Source organism: Acinetobacter sp. YH01009 (genome assembly GCF_013420765.1).
Lineage (GTDB): Bacteria > Pseudomonadota > Gammaproteobacteria > Pseudomonadales > Moraxellaceae > Acinetobacter > Acinetobacter amyesii.
In genome coordinates this window covers 80,420-97,859 of record NZ_VOYE01000015.1, presented here as the reverse complement: position 1 = coordinate 97,859, position 17,440 = coordinate 80,420, and the positions used below count along the sequence as shown (strand labels likewise).

Annotated in this window: 13 protein-coding genes, 2 rRNA genes and 1 pseudogene; 9 read left to right on the top strand and 7 right to left on the bottom strand. The window is 42.1% G+C overall.

The window, feature by feature from the left end; translation table 11 throughout:
• The 6 genes from FTT76_RS13965 to FTT76_RS13940 all read left to right on the top strand — a co-directional run.
• Nucleotides 1–116: ribosomal RNA gene (locus FTT76_RS13965) — 23S ribosomal RNA — on the top strand; the annotation flags it as partial.
• A gap of 174 nt (nt 117–290) precedes the next feature.
• Nucleotides 291–405: ribosomal RNA gene (gene rrf, locus FTT76_RS13960) — 5S ribosomal RNA — on the top strand.
• 162 nt (nt 406–567) lie between these two features.
• Nucleotides 568–1,767: an MFS transporter gene (locus FTT76_RS13955; RefSeq protein ID WP_180008103.1), complete on the top strand. Its 1,200-nt coding sequence runs from the start codon at nt 568–570 to the stop codon at nt 1,765–1,767.
• A 314-nt stretch (nt 1,768–2,081) separates the two neighbouring features.
• On the top strand, nt 2,082–2,912 hold the full coding sequence (locus FTT76_RS13950; protein ID WP_180008102.1) for a M48 family metallopeptidase: 831 nt from the start codon (nt 2,082–2,084) through the stop codon (nt 2,910–2,912).
• A 229-nt stretch (nt 2,913–3,141) separates the two neighbouring features.
• Nucleotides 3,142–5,553, top strand: a complete 2,412-nt coding sequence (locus FTT76_RS13945) for a YgiQ family radical SAM protein (RefSeq protein ID WP_078189552.1) — start codon at nt 3,142–3,144, stop codon at nt 5,551–5,553.
• 434 nt (nt 5,554–5,987) lie between these two features.
• Nucleotides 5,988–6,530: a DUF2726 domain-containing protein gene (locus FTT76_RS13940; RefSeq protein ID WP_078189487.1), complete on the top strand. Its 543-nt coding sequence runs from the start codon at nt 5,988–5,990 to the stop codon at nt 6,528–6,530.
• Between the two features lie 81 nt (nt 6,531–6,611).
• Here the strand turns inward: FTT76_RS13940 and FTT76_RS13935 are convergent, their stop codons facing one another.
• From FTT76_RS13935 to mdtD, 6 genes and pseudogenes are all read right to left on the bottom strand, one after another.
• Nucleotides 6,612–6,968 carry a RidA family protein gene (locus FTT76_RS13935; protein ID WP_180005213.1) on the bottom strand — a complete coding sequence of 119 codons (357 nt, stop codon included), beginning with the start codon at nt 6,966–6,968 and terminating at the stop codon, nt 6,612–6,614.
• A 29-nt stretch (nt 6,969–6,997) separates the two neighbouring features.
• Nucleotides 6,998–8,314: pseudogene (gene shiA, locus FTT76_RS13930) on the bottom strand (shikimate transporter).
• A gap of 235 nt (nt 8,315–8,549) precedes the next feature.
• Nucleotides 8,550–9,605, bottom strand: coding sequence for a DNA polymerase IV (gene dinB, locus FTT76_RS13925; RefSeq protein ID WP_180008100.1), 1,056 nt, complete (start codon nt 9,603–9,605; stop codon nt 8,550–8,552).
• 63 nt (nt 9,606–9,668) lie between these two features.
• Entirely contained in the window at nt 9,669–10,682 is a 1,014-nt protein-coding gene (locus tag FTT76_RS13920) for an MBL fold metallo-hydrolase (protein WP_180008099.1), read from the bottom strand.
• A gap of 59 nt (nt 10,683–10,741) precedes the next feature.
• Nucleotides 10,742–11,527 (bottom strand): GH25 family lysozyme, encoded by a 786-nt coding sequence (locus FTT76_RS13915; protein WP_180008098.1) that lies wholly within the window; start codon nt 11,525–11,527, stop codon nt 10,742–10,744.
• Nucleotides 11,528–11,604: 77 nt separating this feature from the next.
• Nucleotides 11,605–12,996 carry a multidrug transporter subunit MdtD gene (gene mdtD / locus FTT76_RS13910; protein ID WP_180008097.1) on the bottom strand — a complete coding sequence of 464 codons (1,392 nt, stop codon included), beginning with the start codon at nt 12,994–12,996 and terminating at the stop codon, nt 11,605–11,607.
• 200 nt (nt 12,997–13,196) lie between these two features.
• On the opposite strand from mdtD, the gene FTT76_RS13905 reads away from it, so the two are divergent.
• Complete coding sequence (locus FTT76_RS13905) at nt 13,197–13,334, top strand: hypothetical protein (protein ID WP_180008096.1); 138 nt, start codon at nt 13,197–13,199, stop codon at nt 13,332–13,334.
• A gap of 155 nt (nt 13,335–13,489) precedes the next feature.
• Nucleotides 13,490–14,455, top strand: a complete 966-nt coding sequence (locus FTT76_RS13900) for a hypothetical protein (RefSeq protein ID WP_078189479.1) — start codon at nt 13,490–13,492, stop codon at nt 14,453–14,455.
• 84 nt (nt 14,456–14,539) lie between these two features.
• Here FTT76_RS13900 and FTT76_RS13895 read toward each other — a convergent pair whose 3' ends face one another.
• The gene (locus FTT76_RS13895) at nt 14,540–15,160 is read right to left on the bottom strand and encodes a TIGR00730 family Rossman fold protein (protein ID WP_078192607.1); all 621 of its coding nucleotides are present in this window, start codon (nt 15,158–15,160) and stop codon (nt 14,540–14,542) included.
• Between the two features lie 320 nt (nt 15,161–15,480).
• Between FTT76_RS13895 and FTT76_RS13890 the strand changes: the two genes are divergently transcribed.
• On the top strand, nt 15,481–17,052 hold the full coding sequence (locus FTT76_RS13890) for a TerC family protein (RefSeq protein WP_180008095.1): 1,572 nt from the start codon (nt 15,481–15,483) through the stop codon (nt 17,050–17,052).
• Nucleotides 17,053–17,440 lie beyond the last annotated feature (388 nt).

The following is a 17,440-nucleotide window of genomic DNA, read 5'->3' as shown; positions in this document are numbered from 1 at the left end:
CTTGGACTTTATGTCCTCTAAAGAGCCGTTGAAGACTACGACGTTGATAGGTTGGATGTGGAAGTGCGGTGACGCATGAAGCTGACCAATACTAATTGCTCGTGAGGCTTGACTATACAACACCCAAACAGTTGTATGTAAAGCATCAATTGATTCGATATTAAGCAAAATAACTTGATTTAGTTAACGCTTAAGAACAAAATATGCAACTTAGATATGATCTGTTAATAACTCATTTGGTAGAAAACCTTAGCAATATGTAAGACTAAGCGAGTATCCATAACAGTTGTGCTGGCGACAATAGCAAGAGTGAACCACCTGATCCCTTCCCGAACTCAGAAGTGAAACCTCTTAGCGCTGATGGTAGTGTGGGGTTACCCATGTGAGAGTAAGTCATCGCCAGCTCTTTATTCGAAACACCCCCTGATACGTCAGGGGGTGTTTTTTTATGTGTGGAAAAGAAAAAGAAGTAGTGAGAAAAAAAGAAAGAATTCATCATTCATTTCATGTGATTTATAAATTAAAGACTGAAAGGCGTATACTATCCGTGTCATTGTTGGAAAGCTCATGTCTGATTTAGCCTCAAATTCTCCTTATATTGAATATGGCACACGGCCATTTCTTGCCATTTTATTTTCTTTATTTTTAGCAGGCTTCGCAATTTTTTCATCGTTGTATTGTGTACAACCGATGATGCCCATCTTTGCGAATTTCTTTCATGTCAGTCCGACACATAGCAGCTTTCCTTTATCTTTTTCTACCATTGCCTTAGCGATTGGGCTGCTATTCACTGGTTTGATTTCAGATCGATTCGGTCGTAAGCCTGTGATGGTCACCGCTTTATTTTTGGCAGCGTCACTTTCAATCATTAGTTCTATATTTCCACTTTGGGAAATATTTTTATTGAATCGCGTGCTGATCGGATTAAGTGTTAGCGGTGTTGCTGCAGTTGCAATGACTTATATAGGTGAAGAAATTGAGCAAAAAGATATAGGCTTTGCAATGGGCCTGTATATATCGGGTACTGCGATTGGAGGAATGGGTGGTCGTCTCATTGCCGGGGTATTGATTGATTATATTAGTTGGCAAAATGCCATGATGATTATTGGAATCATTAACCTATGTATAGCCACAGCATTCTTTTTATTACTTCCGGCATCTCAACATTTTCAAGCTTACCCCATTCGTTTCAACCGATTTTATGAATCTTTCGTTAAAAATTTAGCAGATCCAAAGCTGAGAATTTTATTCCTTCAAGGCTTTATCCTCATGGGATGTTTTGTCTCTATATTTAACTATATGAGCTACCACCTATTAGAAGAACCTTATCAACTTTCTCAAACTTGGATTGGGCTAATTTCCATAGCTTATTTGGCAGGAATATATAGTTCACCTCGGGCTGCAAGTTGGGGGAAACGCTTTGGGCGTGAAAAAGTTTTACCTGCAATGCTGATCATGATGTTGTTGGGGCTGTTGATTATGCTCATTCCGGCATTTTGGTCAGTCATTGTGGGGCTGATTGTATTCACCTTTGCTTTTTTTGCAGCGCATTCCACGGCAAGTAGTTGGGTATCAGTTCAATCCCTGCAATACCGTGCCGTAGGTTCATCTCTATATTTATTTTGCTACTACTTAGGTTCCAGTATTTTGGGTAGCAGTAGTGGTTTGGTTTGGGAGATGTCTGGTTGGATGGGGTTGACGAGCTTTATTGCTGTTATCTTGATGATCGGTTTATTTTTAGCAATACAATTGAATAAATTAAAATAGAAATATGTGAATAAGCTATTATTTAATATTCGTTTTACATCTATTTTTTAATATAAATAACACTATAAAAATGGCGGAATTTACTATTTTTATGATTATACAACTTTGGTCTAATATGCCTTTTAAAAGGTGCCTCATAATAATGAAACGCATCACAATATAATAAATAAAATATTTTTGGTTATCATTTTTAAAATTTATTATATTTTTAAGTCATTGATATTTAATGTTTATGTGTATTTTATGAATGTTTTTGCATTTATTTTAGTTGGAATTATAAATAGATCATCATTAGTTTTAAACTGAAGGTGATTATGAAAAATATAACTATTTTAATGATGGCTTTGGTTTTTATCTTAATTTCAGCTTGTGCAAATACCACGAATTTAGGGACAGCAGGCGCAGAACGTAAACAGTTTTTTATCGTTCCTCAAAAATTATTAACTAAACAGGCAGATAGAACCTATCAACAATTTATTCATCAGGCGAAAGACAAGAAACTTTTGATCATCGATCCGAAATTGGATCAAGTTTTAAATAAACTCAAGCAAAATGCGGAGTTTTACCGCCATGGTTCGAGTCAATGGGATTGGCAAGTCAGTGGGAATCTCAATAAAGATTTAAATGCACATGGTTTTCCAAGTGGGAAAATTGTCATTAATACGGGTTTGTACTGGAGTTTAAAGCTGACTGAAGATGAATTGGCATTTGTGATGGCGCATGAAATGGCACATGCATTGCGTGATCATCATCGTGAGAAGATTTCCTTGCTGTTTGCTAGTCAGGTGGCGATGATTTCTTCAACTGCGGGTATCGGCGCGCTTGCTACTGCGGCCAGTAGTGTGACTGGGCAAGCTGTTTTTTTGCCTAAAGTTTCAAAATTTGAACTGGAAGCAGATGTCCTTGCACTTGATCTGATGTCGAAAGCAGGTTTTGATCCAAATGCAGCATTGAGTTTTTGGCAAAAATATCAGCAGGAAACGACACGCCGTCAATTGCTTGATGTAAAACCATTGATGACTCAAGACAGTATGGATAAGCGTAAGATTTATATTGAAAAATATTTACCTGAAATGCACATTCAATTTCAACAGGCGCAGGCATTAATATTGAATAAAAATGCGATAACTCATGACACATTCTAGGTTGATTTAAACTAAAGCAAAGTTACAAATGATTTATTTAAATCTTGTTTTATAGTTGTGCTACAGCACTATTACATCTGAAGTCTATATAAAACAATTCAATGATTCTGTAGCTGTTGTATAAATTATAATCAAGCATGATGAATGGAATTCATGGTAAAATGATCGGCTTTCATCTTCTTTGATCTTTTTTCAGATCATTCCATCTGCCAGCCGAGAATTGCTAGCCATGTCTACTGCTTATACTATGCAGACTGCGCCAAAAGCGTTGTTTGATTACGACAAATATTGGGCGTCTTGTTTTGACCCTGCGCCATTTTTGCCGATGTCACGCGAAGAAATGGATCAACTCGGTTGGGATAGCTGCGACTTTATTTTGGTTTGCGGTGATGCGTATATCGATCATCCGTCATTCTGTTCAGGCATCATCGGTCGAACCCTTGAAGCGCAGGGTTTCCGTGTCGGGATTATTGCTCAGCCAGACTGGACCAATGTAGAAGCGTTCCGTGTATTGGGTAAACCGAATATTGCTTGGGGCGTAACAGCCGGCAATATGGATTCGATGATCAACCGCTATACGGCAGACCGTAAAATCCGTTCGGATGATGCGTATTCTCCAGATAATCAACCGAATAAACGTCCAGACCGTGCAGCAACGGTATATTGCCAGCGTGTGCGTGAAGCATATCCAGATGTGCCTGTATTATTGGGCGGTATTGAAGCCTCGCTGCGCCGTATTGCGCATTATGATTATTGGTCAGATAAAGTCCGCCGTTCAGTATTGATGGACTCGAAAGCCGACCTATTGATGTATGGTAATGGTGAACGTTCAATCACGGAAATCATGCATCGTTTGGCCCGCGGTGAAAAAATCCAAGAGATTACGGATGTCCGCGGTACCGCATTTATTGTGAATAAAAATAACCGGGCTTCAAAAGCGAAGTTTGTTGAAATCGCATCGAATGATGTTGATGCAATTGGCCGTGTCGATCCGATCATTAACCCTTATGTGATGACCGAAGACCTTGAAGGCTGTGAAATCGAAAAAGGCAAAGACAGCGTTACGCAATATCAAGGCTTCCAAAAAGAAGCGGTAGCAAATCCGATTGTTCGTGAAGGTGATAACTTAGACGCCGACACACAAATCGTGCAGCTGCAGCCTGCATCAAAAGCCATTAAGCATAAATTGCCGCCGCGTGAATTGGCGGTGATTCGTTTACCTGCCTATGAAGATGTGGCGAATGATCCTGTACTGTATGCACATGCCAACCGTATTTTGCATTTGGAAACCAATCCGGGCAATGCGCGCGCGATGGTGCAAAAGCATGGTGAGCGTGATGTTTGGCTGAATGCGCCGCCGATTCCATTGACAACAGAAGAAATGGATTATGTGTTTGACTTGCCGTATGCGCGTCTGCCGCATCCAGCTTATGGTGAAGCGCGTTTTCCTGCCTTTGACATGATTAAGTTCTCTGTGAACATTATGCGTGGCTGTTTTGGCGGCTGTACCTTCTGCTCAATTACAGAGCATGAAGGGCGTATCATCCAAAACCGTTCTGAAGAATCGATTTTGCGTGAAGTTGAAAAAATTCGTGATACCGCACCGGGATTTACTGGGATCATTTCTGACTTAGGCGGCCCAACGGCCAATATGTACCGTTTGGCATGTAAAGATCCTGAGATTGAAAAGAACTGCCGTAAGCCGTCGTGTGTATTCCCGGGTGTATGTCAAAACTTACATACCGATCATGCACCTTTAACGCAGTTATACCGTAAAGCACGTTCATTGCCGGGGATTAAAAAGATTCTGATCGGTTCTGGTTTACGCTATGACCTTGCGGTGTTAAACCCAGAATATGTCAAAGAATTGGTGACACATCACGTCGGCGGTTACCTGAAGATTGCGCCTGAACATACCGAAAAAGGTCCATTATCGAAGATGATGAAACCGGGGATCGGGACCTATGACCGTTTCAAACAAATGTTTGATCGTTTCAGTAAGGAAGCAGGGAAAGAGCAGTATCTCATTCCTTACTTTATTGCAGCGCATCCGGGTACGACGGACTATGACATGATGAACTTAGCGATTTGGCTGAAGAAGAATGGTTTCCGTGCCGATCAGGTGCAAACCTTCTATCCATCACCAATGGCGACTGCAACGACCATGTATTACACCGGTAAAAACCCGCTGGCTAAAGTGGCGCGTTATACCGAAAATGTCGATATCGTGAAAGGTGAAAAACGCCGCCGTTTGCATAAAGCCTTCTTGCGTTATCATGATCCAAACAACTGGCCATTGCTACGTGAAGCGCTCAAAGAAATGGGGCGTCAGGATCTGATCGGGAACTCAAAACAGCATTTGATTCCGACGTATCAGCCTGCGGGTAGTGCTGAGGGCCAATACCAATCTGCACGTAAAAAGAACTCAAGCATTGCGGGTGATTCACAAAAACGTACAGGCGAACAAGGTAATCGGACGAAGGCTGCTCAATCGCGTCCTTCAAATACCAAGAAGCGTCCTGAGCGCGGTCAAATCTTGACGCAGCATACTGGTCTGCCGCCGCGTGAAACGGGTGATGCGAAAAAACCTTTTGGCGGTCCGAAACCCAAAGGAAAATCGAAGCCTAAATCACGCGCTTAAAATGATTAATTAAAAAAAGACACTTCGGTGTCTTTTTTTATGGCTGATATGCTCTGCAGCATCAGACAGTTTGCATTTTTATATGTTGTTACAAGCTCAATGCTGTCTGTGCGTTGGTTATCTTAATGAAATACGAGCAAAAATTGACAGCTTATCGGAATTGTCAGACAGTGAGAGGAAATGCACTTGCTGTCGTTTTAGCGAATGATCTAAAGTATCTGTATATAGCAATGGATGCTATTACTCTGAACGAAGTGGCATGTGATGTTTGACGCTTTAAGTTTGCAACTTTTTGTCAGTTTAAATACGTATTGTGTGAAAGTTAGAGTTATTTTTTTTAATAGGACATTAAAAAAATAATACTGGTTGTATACTTCGTATTCATAAGAAGTATGTCAAAAACCAAAAATATAAGAAATATAAAGGATTATGAGATGACTATATACATAGTAATAGGGAGTATTTTACTCTTCTGTGTGCTCATAATGGCTTGGAAAAGTTTAGAAGGTGATTCTAAGCAACAAGATAGCGCATTGAAACAACGTGCTATTTTCAACATTAATGAGCAATTAACCTACACGCGTTTAAAAGAAATTTTGCCTAAGCATACAATCCTTGCGCATGTGTCTTTTGATGCACTGTTGACCACGAAATATTATCGGACGCGGAACAAGTATCGAAATATGGTGGCGGACTTTGTCGTCCTCGATGAACAGCACCAAATCTTAGCGATCGTCGCTTTAGATGATCCAATGGTACTCAAACGGATGCAGCAGTCGCAATATCAAGATGCTTTGCTCGCTTTGGCAGGCTATCGTGTCATTCGTTATGATGATGTGCCTGAGTACGTTCAATTACGCGAAGATTTCTTAAATGAGCAGCGTGTACAAGCGCCATTTGTACCGGTTAATGATTTGAAAAAATATCATTTATATTCAGATTTGGAACGTAAAAAGATCAAAATTATTGGATCTTAGGGATTCAAAGAGCAAAGCCTTTTGCAAAAAAAAGCGTGTCTTTAGACATGCTTTTTTTTAATGGTTATTTAGGCTTAATGATTATTCAGGCTTAACGGCTACGACGGTTAATTCTACCAGTACACGCGGGTCGTATAATTTGGCTTCAACACAAGTTCTGGGTAATGCTTCAATGTCTGACACCCACGCATCCCATACCTCATTGAATGCGGCATAATCCTGTTCAATATCTTTCAGATAAATGGTCACTGACATAATCTGGCTTTTATCTGTGCCGGCATCTGCAAGAAATTGATCAATGATCTCAAATGTTTGCTGTGTTTGTCCTTTGATGTCTAAATCAAGGTCTGTTGCCAATTGACCTGCCAAATGGATCAATTGACCGGAAATAGCGATTTCGGAGAAGCGTTTTGAAACATGCAGGCGTTGGATGGTCATGCGGAATATCCTGAAAGCAAAAAGGTCACTTAATCTTGAGTTTTAGGCATTGTAGCTGCAACTAAGGCCGTCAATAAACAGCCGACAGCAAGGTAAATTGCCACATAATGCCATGAACCATCACCCCAAATCACCAAAGCTGCTGCAATCATTGGGGTAAAGCCACCACCGATAATACTGGCCACTTGATAGCCGACACCTGCGCCACTGTAGCGATAGGCGGTACCAAACAAGGAGGTAAAAATCGGCTGGTGTACACTCACCACCATATCATGGGCAATATTGGCAAGGAAAATTGCACCGACAATAATCAGCCAAGTATTTTGAGCATCAAGGGCCATGAAGAATGGAAAGGCAGAAAGCGCACCAATTAAGCCACCCAGCACACACATCTTACGATGATCAAATCGATCTGCTAGCCACGCAAAGAGGGGAATGCTGAAGCAGCTAATTGCACCAACCATTAAGGTGATATTCAGGAAGAACTGCTTGTCCATACCCAATTGAGCGGTGGAATAATTCAGTGCAAAGTTCGTCACCAAATACATGGTGAGTAACTCGGTCAGGCGCAGCGCAATAATGTAAAAAAAGGCTTTTGGGTGTTGGCTAATCGCTTGCAGAATCGGTAATTTTTGTGGCGTTTGTTGAGCTTTGACCACATGGTTGACAAATTCTTGAGATTCGTCTTGATCACGTCGAATCCACATCGCGATAGCCAGCAAGATAATACTGGCAATAAAGGGAATTCGCCATGCCTAATCAGCAAAAGCATCTTCACCCAAAGTGGCAATAATTAACGACACAGCGCCTGTTGCCAGAACGAGTCCGACGCCATAGCCAATTTGTACACCACTACTGTAAAAGGCTTTTTTGCCTTTCGGGGCATTTTCTACAGCCATCAGGGCAGCGCCGCCCCATTCACCACCGACAGCAAAACCCTGTATTGCCCGAAGTGTTACGAGTAGGATCGGGGCCCACCAACCGATGGCCGCAAAATTGGGCAGTAAACCAATGCCGACCGTCGAAATGCCCATCAGGATGACGGTGAGCACCAACATTTTTTTCCGACCCAGTTTGTCACCAAAGTGTCCAAATACAATGCCGCCTAAGGGGCGGAACAGGAAGCCGACGCCAAAGGTCGCCAAGGCTGCCAAGGTTCCCATATTGTTGCCAATACTGGGGAAAAACTGATCTTTGAAAATGAGTGCGGCAACAATGCCATAAAGTAAAAAATCGTACCAATCGACTACGGCACCAATGAAGCTACTTAATGCGGCTTTACGCGCACGTTGTTCTTGATTTTGTGAAATATTTTCAGGATTTGGAGCAGATTTTGCAGAAGGCATACAGCGGGGTATTCCATGATTGACAACAGAGTTGCCCTGTAATATTCGGATTTGATCGTCACGCCAATCACAGGACAGCATGCTGAAAGTAAAGGTGATTTTCAGCATCTCAGCGCATACACGGATAATGTAGTGCGCTGATAGAGTACTCTAATTTTAGGCTTTGTGAATAGCAAATTGCTTTAATTTTGTTCTTCTGCCTAAATCTTAAGCAAATACGATCTTCTTGAAGTTTTTAGAGCAGCGAAAGTTGTGTTTCTTGGTTTTGCGCACTTAATTGATAGACCCCTACGCCAATCAGACGAAATCGATCGTCCTCAGAAATATGCATTTCATGCAGTAATTGCTGCAATACCTGCGCAAGGTCTTCACGATGATTCAGTGACGTTTTAAAACTTTTACTGTGCTGTAGCACTTGGAAATTCTTCAGTTTTAATTTGGCCGATACACCACGTGCGCTTAACTGCTTTTTTTCTAAACTAGACCAAACTTGGTCAATCAATTTGGGCCAATAGGGCTGACATTGGCTCAGGGTGAGATCATCATCAAAAGTGGTTTCTTTGGAGATCTGTTGACGTTCACGTCTAGATTGGACAGGTCGCTCATCAATCCCTTGTGCATACAGATAGAGTTGTCGGCCATATTTACCGAAATGATGAATCAGAACGGCTTCTTCAATTTGTTGTAAATCACCCAATGTATTGAGTTGCATGGCTTTTAATTTTTCTTGAGTCACTTTTCCCACACCGGGAATTTTTTTCAGTGCCAAGTCATGGATGAAATGCAAAACTTGAGACGGTTTGATAATACAAATGCCATTGGGTTTGTTCCAATCAGAAGCAACTTTAGCCAAAAATTTATTGGGCGCGACACCTGCGGAGGCAGTTAAACCAGTGCTTTGTAAAATCTCTGCCTGAATTCGCATAGCGACTTCAGTGGCACTCGGAATATGTTGTAAATTTTCTGTGACGTCCAAATAAGCTTCGTCTAAAGATAGAGGTTCAATCAGCGACGTATAGCGTTGAAAAATGGCATGAATTTGCGCCGAAACAGCACGATATTTTTCAAAATTCGGTTCGATCACTACGACTTGTGGACAGAGTTTACGGGCCTGTGCCATCGACATTGCAGAACGTAAACCAAATTCACGTGCAGGATAGGACGCAGCGCAGATGACTGCACGAGGGTGATGTGAAGACACAACAACAGGAAGCTGCTTGAGTTCTGGACGTTCCCGCAGCTCTACTGATGCAAAGAATGCATCCATGTCGATATGTATGATTTTCCTCATGCCTGGTTAGATCAGTGCCTGAAAATTGAATGTCAGTATCGCACAGTCAATCTAGCGCTTTCCTCAATTTTTTAACTCAAACGACACAGGTTGACTGAGTAAAACCACCTTGGTGTTTTGAGCTGCTGCTGACTGTATCAATAGATTTAGGCTTTGAGGGGTGTCATCGGCAAAACGGGGTAAAAATTCGAGCTCTGGATTCAGTGGTTTGAAAAAATTATCCCAATGAATTGGAATCACGGTGCTGGGTTGAAGAGTCGCTAAGGTTTCTTTGAAATATTGCTGTTGAAACGCTGCCGTTTGCTTGGAAAGTTGGGCGATGCCTAAAAATAAGGTATCGACTTTTAGTTTTTGCAACTGTTTGGGCACAGCACCTGTACTGGCTTTGACTAAACTGTAATGCGGCCCATGTTGGATGAGATAATCATATGATCCACCTTCTTTAAACTGATTAAAATGTGCAGGGAGTTGCAATGGCTGCGAAATTTCTTCCCCCAAATCATCATTAACGGCCGTTGGCGGAGTATGTTGCGAGGGGATCGCAGTAATGGTGAATTTACCGATTTGCATCGGTTGCCAAGCTTGAACTTCGTGCAATTGTGATTCAGCGATTGGCATCGCCCGTGCAATATTTAAGGTGCTTTTAGAGCCGACAATCATGGCCTTGGGGAGCTGGTGGGCCAACATTGGAATATCAAGCGCATGATCATAATGTGAATGAGTTACGAAAATAGCACGTGTGCGTTTTAAGTCGTATTGGTCGATATAGCTGTGTAATAAAGGTCGATCACTTTGAATCTGAGTGAATATGGTCCGACTGAGCGATGGACGAGTAAAGAAGCCATCGATGAGGATTTGCTCTTGGCCATCGTCAAACAGTAAAGTCGAAACGCCAAAGAATTTGACGTGATAGGGCGCCGCTGAGTGAGTATCTGCAGTGCTTTGTGCGGGAAGTTGATAATGCCATGTTTTAAACGCTGCCAAGGTCCCTGAAGGTTGGATCAAATATGCCAATATCCCGATGGCGAGGATCATAAAGACTGAAAATATAATAAGAAAAGTTTTTAAAATACGCATCCTGCGACTCAGTTTTCATGGATTATTTGCTTCGATGTTGTCCTGAGTCGGTGAATAAATCAACGGGGTTTGATCGGGGAAACGCCATTTTTGTCTAAAAAATCAGTCCATGCCTTGGCATCACCTGAAAATACATTTAAATCGACGGTGGTCGAGATGCCTTGAATTTGTCCTTGATTGGTATGTTGCCAAATCAGCCATTTCGGATTGTTTTTTAGATCGGGTAGGCCTTTATATTCGCGGACCCACAGCGGCGTCTGTTTAAACTCGCCAGCTAAGACAATATTATAAAAAGACTTCGAAGTATAAAAAATCGGTTGTTTGCCATAATGGCGGTGTAAGCGATCATGCATATAAGTGATTTCTTTGAGTAACTGCTCTTTGCTATAGGTGTTAATGCAGTTGGTGTCATATTCCAAATCAATCACGGGAGGAAGGGCATCGGCTTTTTTCGGCACGGAAGCAATAAAATTTTCCGCCTGAATCTTGCCATCACGGCACAGACGGTAAAAATGATAGGCCCCAACTAAAAAGCCGTTTTCCCGTGCTTGTAACCAGTTATCTTGAAATTTTCGATCTTTAAAATCACCACCCTCTGTGGCTTTAAGATAAACAAATTGGTATTTTTTAGGTGAAATTTTTGACCATTGAATATCTTTTTGATGATGAGAAACATCAAAGCCTTTGACGGGATATTCTTCTGCAGATGCAGGGCGATGTGGCATCACAGCTAAATAACCCAATCCAGCCACCACCATGACGCCGCTGATAGCGCTGAGTGCAATAATCGGGCTGTATTTTTTGAGTGAACTTTTTGTGGTACGTGATTTGGCTTTTTTAGGCATGAAAATGTATCCAAGTGTCCTTTTTATCATAACCCTTTAGGGGCTGAACTGTCATAGATTTGCCCGATGACACAGGTTTAGACATCCACATGTTTAGGAATTTGCCAAAAAATCGCTGCGGTAATCAGGTTAATGCAGCCGAGTAAAATCAAGGTGCTATGGAATGCCGTTTCGATTTGTGCAGGACCATAATAGGCCGTAAACACGTTGACTAAAGTCCCTGCCAAAGCCACACCGATACTCATCGACACCATCATAATCATCGACAAGAAACTGTTGCCACTGCTGGCATCTTGTTGGGGTAAATCTTTGAGGGTTAAGGTATTCATCGAAACGAATTGCAGCGAGTTTAAAATACCAAAAATAAAAAAGTGTAAGGCACGTAACCATGTGGGGGTTTCAGCCGTAGAGAGCGCAAAACTGCAAATACAAGCGCCGACCAAGCAGGTATTTACCAATAACACTTTACGATAGCCAAAGCGTTGAATAATTTGACGAATAATCGGTTTGGATGCCAATGAACCGAGTACCGTCGGTATCATCAATAAACCTGTGATAAATGGCTCAAAGCCAAAAGCCACTTGTAGCATTAAGGGAATCAAAAATGGCATGGCATTGCCGCCAAGGCGGGCAAAGAAGTTGCCGATAATACCGATGGCATAGATCCGATTTTGAAATAATTTACTGCGAAACAGCGCATTGGCGTGGGTATGTGCATGAAAGGCATAGATCAAACTGGCGATGATGCCTGCTGCGACTAAAAGCAGGCTCCACCATAGCGGCAGATGCGGGCTGGCAAAGTTTTCAATGCCTAACGATAACCCCACCATGGCGACGACCAATAAGACAAAACCCATAAAGTCGAAGCGTTGTACGCTCGGTTCGGTCACATTGGGCATGGCTTTAAAGGTAATGAGTACCCCTAGCAGTCCCATTGGAATGTTAATTAAAAAGATCCAATGCCATGTTGCGACTTCCACCATCCAACCGCCAAGGGTAGGGCCAATTAAGGGGCCCATTAAACCAGCAAGGCTCATCAGACTCATAGCCGATAAAAACTGTGTCCGAGGAATCACTTTGAGCATCGCCAAACGCCCAACAGGCAGCAGTAATGCGCCACCTATACCTTGAATTACCCGATAAACCAGCAGCTCATTCAGGCTATTGGCCATGCCGCAGCCTAGCGATGCTAACGTAAAAATAATAATGGCTGTGAAATACGTATTTCGTACACCAAAACGATCGGCCAACCAACCACTTAAAGGAATACACGCCGCAACGGACAAGACATAGGCCACGACCACACTATGCATTTGTAGCGGGTCTTCGCCCAAACTTCTTGCCATCGCTGGGATTGCTGTATTGACTATGGTCGTATCCAGCCCTTGCATAAAAAAGCCAATAGAGACCAATAGCACAAGAAGTCTAAATTCGGGTTGTAAAGCCTGATGCGTTGGCGTGCTATTCATAAGTCAATAAAGCTGAGATTTTTAAACAGTTTAAATGAATATTGCCATTCGGATGTAGTAAAAGCTTTGCATAATTGAGCCAAAAAATTGCAAGAAAAATGCAATGAAAGTTTCATCTCTATGCAACCTAATGTTTATAACTTGGTCATATTTTAATAAAAGACGAATGAAAACATGAAACTACAAATTTCGGCACTGATGTGGTTAAACAAGGCGATGTGGGACCTGAAGGTCTGATTTTTATTGCCGCCAAAGATTCGCCCAATGCTCAACCTTTGTTGGTGGTTGGAAATGAAGTGAACGGTAGCACTGCGGTTTATCAGATTAAATTGAAATAATTAAATTTTAAATTGTTGTTTTATCTAAATTTTTATTTTAATGTCGAGAAAAGCACGGCACAAAATTGTATGAACGCCAGATAAACTGTCATAATGCGCTCAAGTCCTTCATTTATTGGAGGGCTTTTTCTTTATGGCAAAGGTGTTTTGTTTTCATGACAATCGAAATTCTGATGGTCATAGGCTTCTGTCTCGCGGCCTATTCTATTGTCGGTAATGATGTGCCACAGACATTGGGAACCTTTATTTCATCCAATGCGCATCGCCCTTGGTGGCTGTTGTGGATCTATGTCAGCAGTATTTTAGCCATTGTATTGGTTTATGGTTGGTACAGTTCTGGTGTGGGGGATGCATCTTATGGTCGTTTAGAAACGATTCCATTTCCCGCAGAAGGGGTCACGTGGCTCTATATTGTGCCACCGATCTTACTGATCATTTTGACTCGCTACGGAATTCCGGTCAGCACCACATTCTTAGTGTTAACGATTTTCTCTCCGAGTAGTCTTGGGTCGATGTTAACTAAGTCGATGATGGGTTATGCGGTAGCTTTTGTTGTCGCGATTATTGTTTATCGTTTTGTGATTAAAGGCATCTCGGTTTATTTCAGTAAAACACGTGATGAAACCCCCTCGAATATTTGGGTGGGACTACAGTGGGTTTCGACGGCATTTTTATGGAGTCAGTGGCTGATTCAGGATTTGGCCAATATTTTTGTCTACGTCCCTCGTCAGGTGCCGCTGGAGTTCCTGATTTTTGCAATTGTGGTGTTTATCGTACTGCTTGGGATCATTTTGTACCAACGTGGTGGGGCGATTCAGGGCATTATCGACACCAAAACAGGTGTGGCTGATATCCGCTCGGCAACCATTATCGACTTTATGTATGCCTTGATTTTATTGGTGTTCAAAGAGTGGAGTAATATTCCAATGAGTACCACTTGGGTGTTCTTGGGCTTACTCGCAGGACGTGAATTTGCCATGTCCATGCATTTACATGAAGTGAATAAATATCGAACTTCACGAAATGTCAGCAAAGATGCGATGAAATTGATGCTTGGTTTGTTGATGAGTATTTTCTTAGCGACAACCTTGCCATGGTTCTATCGTGTGGTGTCAGGTTAAGTCGACACGATCTTGATTTGAAGTAACATCGAGCAATAAAAAAAGGGGAATACTTTATTCCCCTTTTTGACATCTAAAATACAGTTAGACCACGAAATTTTTCGGGCAATCTAAATTTTTCAGTGCGCTAAAGATCTGCTTCGAAGAATTACATACGATCAGTTTGGCACGATGCTGCGGCGGCAAGAAACCTTCAGCGACCGCATGGTCTAATTGTGCAATTAGTGCATCATAGAAGCCATTGACGTTATAAAGCATCATCGGTTTTTGGTGTTGATTCAACTGTCCCCAAGTGGCGATTTCTAAAATTTCTTCGAATGTACCGAGACCACCGGGCAGAGCAACAAAGGCACTTGCACGTTCTGCCATCATGGCTTTACGCTCATGCATACTGCGTACGACGTGTAATTCAGTCAAATGATTATGTGCAATTTCATAATCCAACATAAACTCAGGAATCACACCCACAGCTTCGCCGCCATGATCGACCACAGCGTCAGCAACTTGACCCATCAGGCCAATACTGGCGCCACCATAGACCAGACCAAAACCATGTTCAGCCAAGCCTTGCGCTAATGCGATGGCTTTTTCTTGATAAATTGGATTGTTACCAGAGCGGGAGCCGCAATACAGTGCGATTAAAGGTTGTGTTGTAGCAGGAGAAGGATTACCACGTTTTTCTGTCATTTTTAATCCGCTATTCATTACGTTTTAATTTTACCTTAGCATGTTATTTTTTATGACACTACATTGGCAGCTAAATATGACAATTTAATGTCATCATTGGGTTTAAATTCTTCCATACAGAGATTGTACTTTGGTAAAAAAGGGTGAATTTTTACCTTAACTTGCTATACTTAAAACTTCATTTTAAGCTAAAGAACCGTCATGGGTAGTGGTTGTTGTCACTCAGCACACATCAAAATATTAGAAAGAACGCCATTAAAAGCGTTTGCGCATGTCCAATGCATTTCATCTTCAAATCAGCATGATCCACGTGTGAATAACATTCAGGAGATACAATTATGATCTTTGAATGGATGTCCGACCCATCTGCATGGGTGGGTTTATTGACACTGGTGGTGCTTGAGATTGTTTTAGGTATCGATAACCTGGTTTTTATTGCGATTCTTGCGGAAAAATTACCGCCAGAACAGCGTAATACCGCACGGATTGTCGGCTTATTGCTTGCACTGTGTATGCGATTGGTCTTACTGGCCTCGATTGCATGGGTGGTGACTCTAACCAACCCACTGTTCCATATTTTCGACCATCCATTTTCCGGTCGAGATCTAATTTTACTGTTTGGTGGGGTGTTCTTACTGTTTAAAGGCACCATGGAACTGCGTGAACGTCTTGAAAACAAGCCCATGCTAAAGGAAGAAAATCCTGTGCATGCGACGTTTTGGATGGTGATTGTGCAGATTGTGGTGCTTGATGCCGTGTTCTCGCTCGACAGCGTGATTACCGCTGTCGGGATAGTGAAACACCTTTCTGTCATGATGATTGCGGTCATTATTGCTGTCGGCATTATGCTGTGGGCATCTAAGCCGCTGATGAACTTCGTGAACCGTCACCCAACGGTGGTGATTCTGTGTCTGTGTTTCTTGATGATGATCGGTTTCTCGCTCTTAGTCGAAGGCTTTGGTTTCCATATTCCAAAAGGTTACTTATACGCGGCCATTGGTTTCTCTGTCATGATTGAGTTCTTGAACCAAACCATGCGTCATAATCAAGAAAAAATGGTGACAACCACAGACTTACGTTATCGCACAGCCTCAGCTGTGATGCGTATGCTCGGTGGGAAAAATGTTGCAGACAATCAAAATGAAAATGAAGATGTGCTTGCAACACGTGCCTTTGCCGATGAAGTCTTTGATGAAGACAACGGGGTTTACCACAGTGTCATGGTACAAGGGGTACTGGGTTTATCTGAACGTCCAGTGAAGTCAGTGATGACACCTCGTCCTGAACTAGAATGGATTGACTTGGATGAAGCGCCTGAGGCGATTCGTGCTCAATTACTCAGTACCACGCATTCACGTTTGATTGTGGCACACGGCGAGTTAGACAATATCGCGGGTGCGGTACTGACTCATAAAGTCATGAATGACTATATTGAAACAGGCGTACTTGATTTTGAAAAGCATCTCCGTGAGCCTGTAGTGGTGCATGAAAATGCACAAGTCTTGATGGTGATGGAACAACTGCGTCAAGCGCCGTTGCAAATGGCCTTGGTGTTGAACGAATACGGTTCAATTGAAGGGATTGCAACACCAATTGATGTCTTAGAAGCGATTGCTGGTGAGTTTCCCGATGAAGATGAACCAGAGACAGCAGCAGAAAGTCTCGATGATGGTTCATTGTTACTCGATGGCTCAACCGACATTCGTCATGTGTCTTTATTGCTGGGTCGTGACTTGGTGGATGATGCTGAACAGTATTCGACATTGTCCGGATATATCTTATTTCATTTGGGCCGTTTACCAGCCAATGGTGAAAAATTCAAAGCGGATGAACACATTTTTGAAGTGGTTACGATGGATGGTCATAAGATTGAAAAAGTGCATGTCATTCCCATGCCAACTGAAGATTAAGTTGCGTATCGGGGGGTAATCTATATAGATCACTGATGTTACGCACGTAAAAGTAATTACGCATTTTTAAAATGATTTTTAAGTCTATTCGACGGAGTCTTACATCTAGGGTTTAAATAAAGGGATTAGCCTTCGGCTGGAGGTACTTTTGTTTCGGCAAAAGTACCCAAAACCATTGTCATCCGCAAAACTCGTTCACTACCGTCAAATTATTCAAAGCATTGCAAAAACATTTTTGATTAGAAGTAGTCCTGTCTCAAACACTTGCGGATGACCTTACCGTGTATCATTCTTTTATTTGAATCGATACGGATCTACTGATGAAAATTGTGTGGAAAGATCCGTTAAAATAGCCTGCATTGTCAGGCTATTTTTTTATGGAAACAAA

What these genes read in the sequence shown, in the direction of transcription:
- FTT76_RS13935 (WP_180005213.1), bottom strand. Translation starts at nt 6,968, where the DNA reads ATGACCATCCAACGCCTGCATGTTTCAAAACGCTTCTCCGAAATCGCT.
- FTT76_RS13940 (WP_078189487.1), top strand. Translation starts at nt 5,988, where the DNA reads ATGACTATATACATAGTAATAGGGAGTATTTTACTCTTCTGTGTGCTC.
- FTT76_RS13895 (WP_078192607.1), bottom strand. Translation starts at nt 15,160, where the DNA reads ATGAATAGCGGATTAAAAATGACAGAAAAACGTGGTAATCCTTCTCCT.
- FTT76_RS13900 (WP_078189479.1), top strand. Translation starts at nt 13,490, where the DNA reads ATGACAATCGAAATTCTGATGGTCATAGGCTTCTGTCTCGCGGCCTAT.
- FTT76_RS13890 (WP_180008095.1), top strand. Translation starts at nt 15,481, where the DNA reads ATGATCTTTGAATGGATGTCCGACCCATCTGCATGGGTGGGTTTATTG.
- mdtD (WP_180008097.1), bottom strand. Translation starts at nt 12,996, where the DNA reads ATGAATAGCACGCCAACGCATCAGGCTTTACAACCCGAATTTAGACTT.
- FTT76_RS13920 (WP_180008099.1), bottom strand. Translation starts at nt 10,682, where the DNA reads ATGCGTATTTTAAAAACTTTTCTTATTATATTTTCAGTCTTTATGATC.
- FTT76_RS13955 (WP_180008103.1), top strand. Translation starts at nt 568, where the DNA reads ATGTCTGATTTAGCCTCAAATTCTCCTTATATTGAATATGGCACACGG.
- FTT76_RS13945 (WP_078189552.1), top strand. Translation starts at nt 3,142, where the DNA reads ATGTCTACTGCTTATACTATGCAGACTGCGCCAAAAGCGTTGTTTGAT.
- FTT76_RS13950 (WP_180008102.1), top strand. Translation starts at nt 2,082, where the DNA reads ATGAAAAATATAACTATTTTAATGATGGCTTTGGTTTTTATCTTAATT.
- dinB (WP_180008100.1), bottom strand. Translation starts at nt 9,605, where the DNA reads ATGAGGAAAATCATACATATCGACATGGATGCATTCTTTGCATCAGTA.
- FTT76_RS13915 (WP_180008098.1), bottom strand. Translation starts at nt 11,527, where the DNA reads ATGCCTAAAAAAGCCAAATCACGTACCACAAAAAGTTCACTCAAAAAA.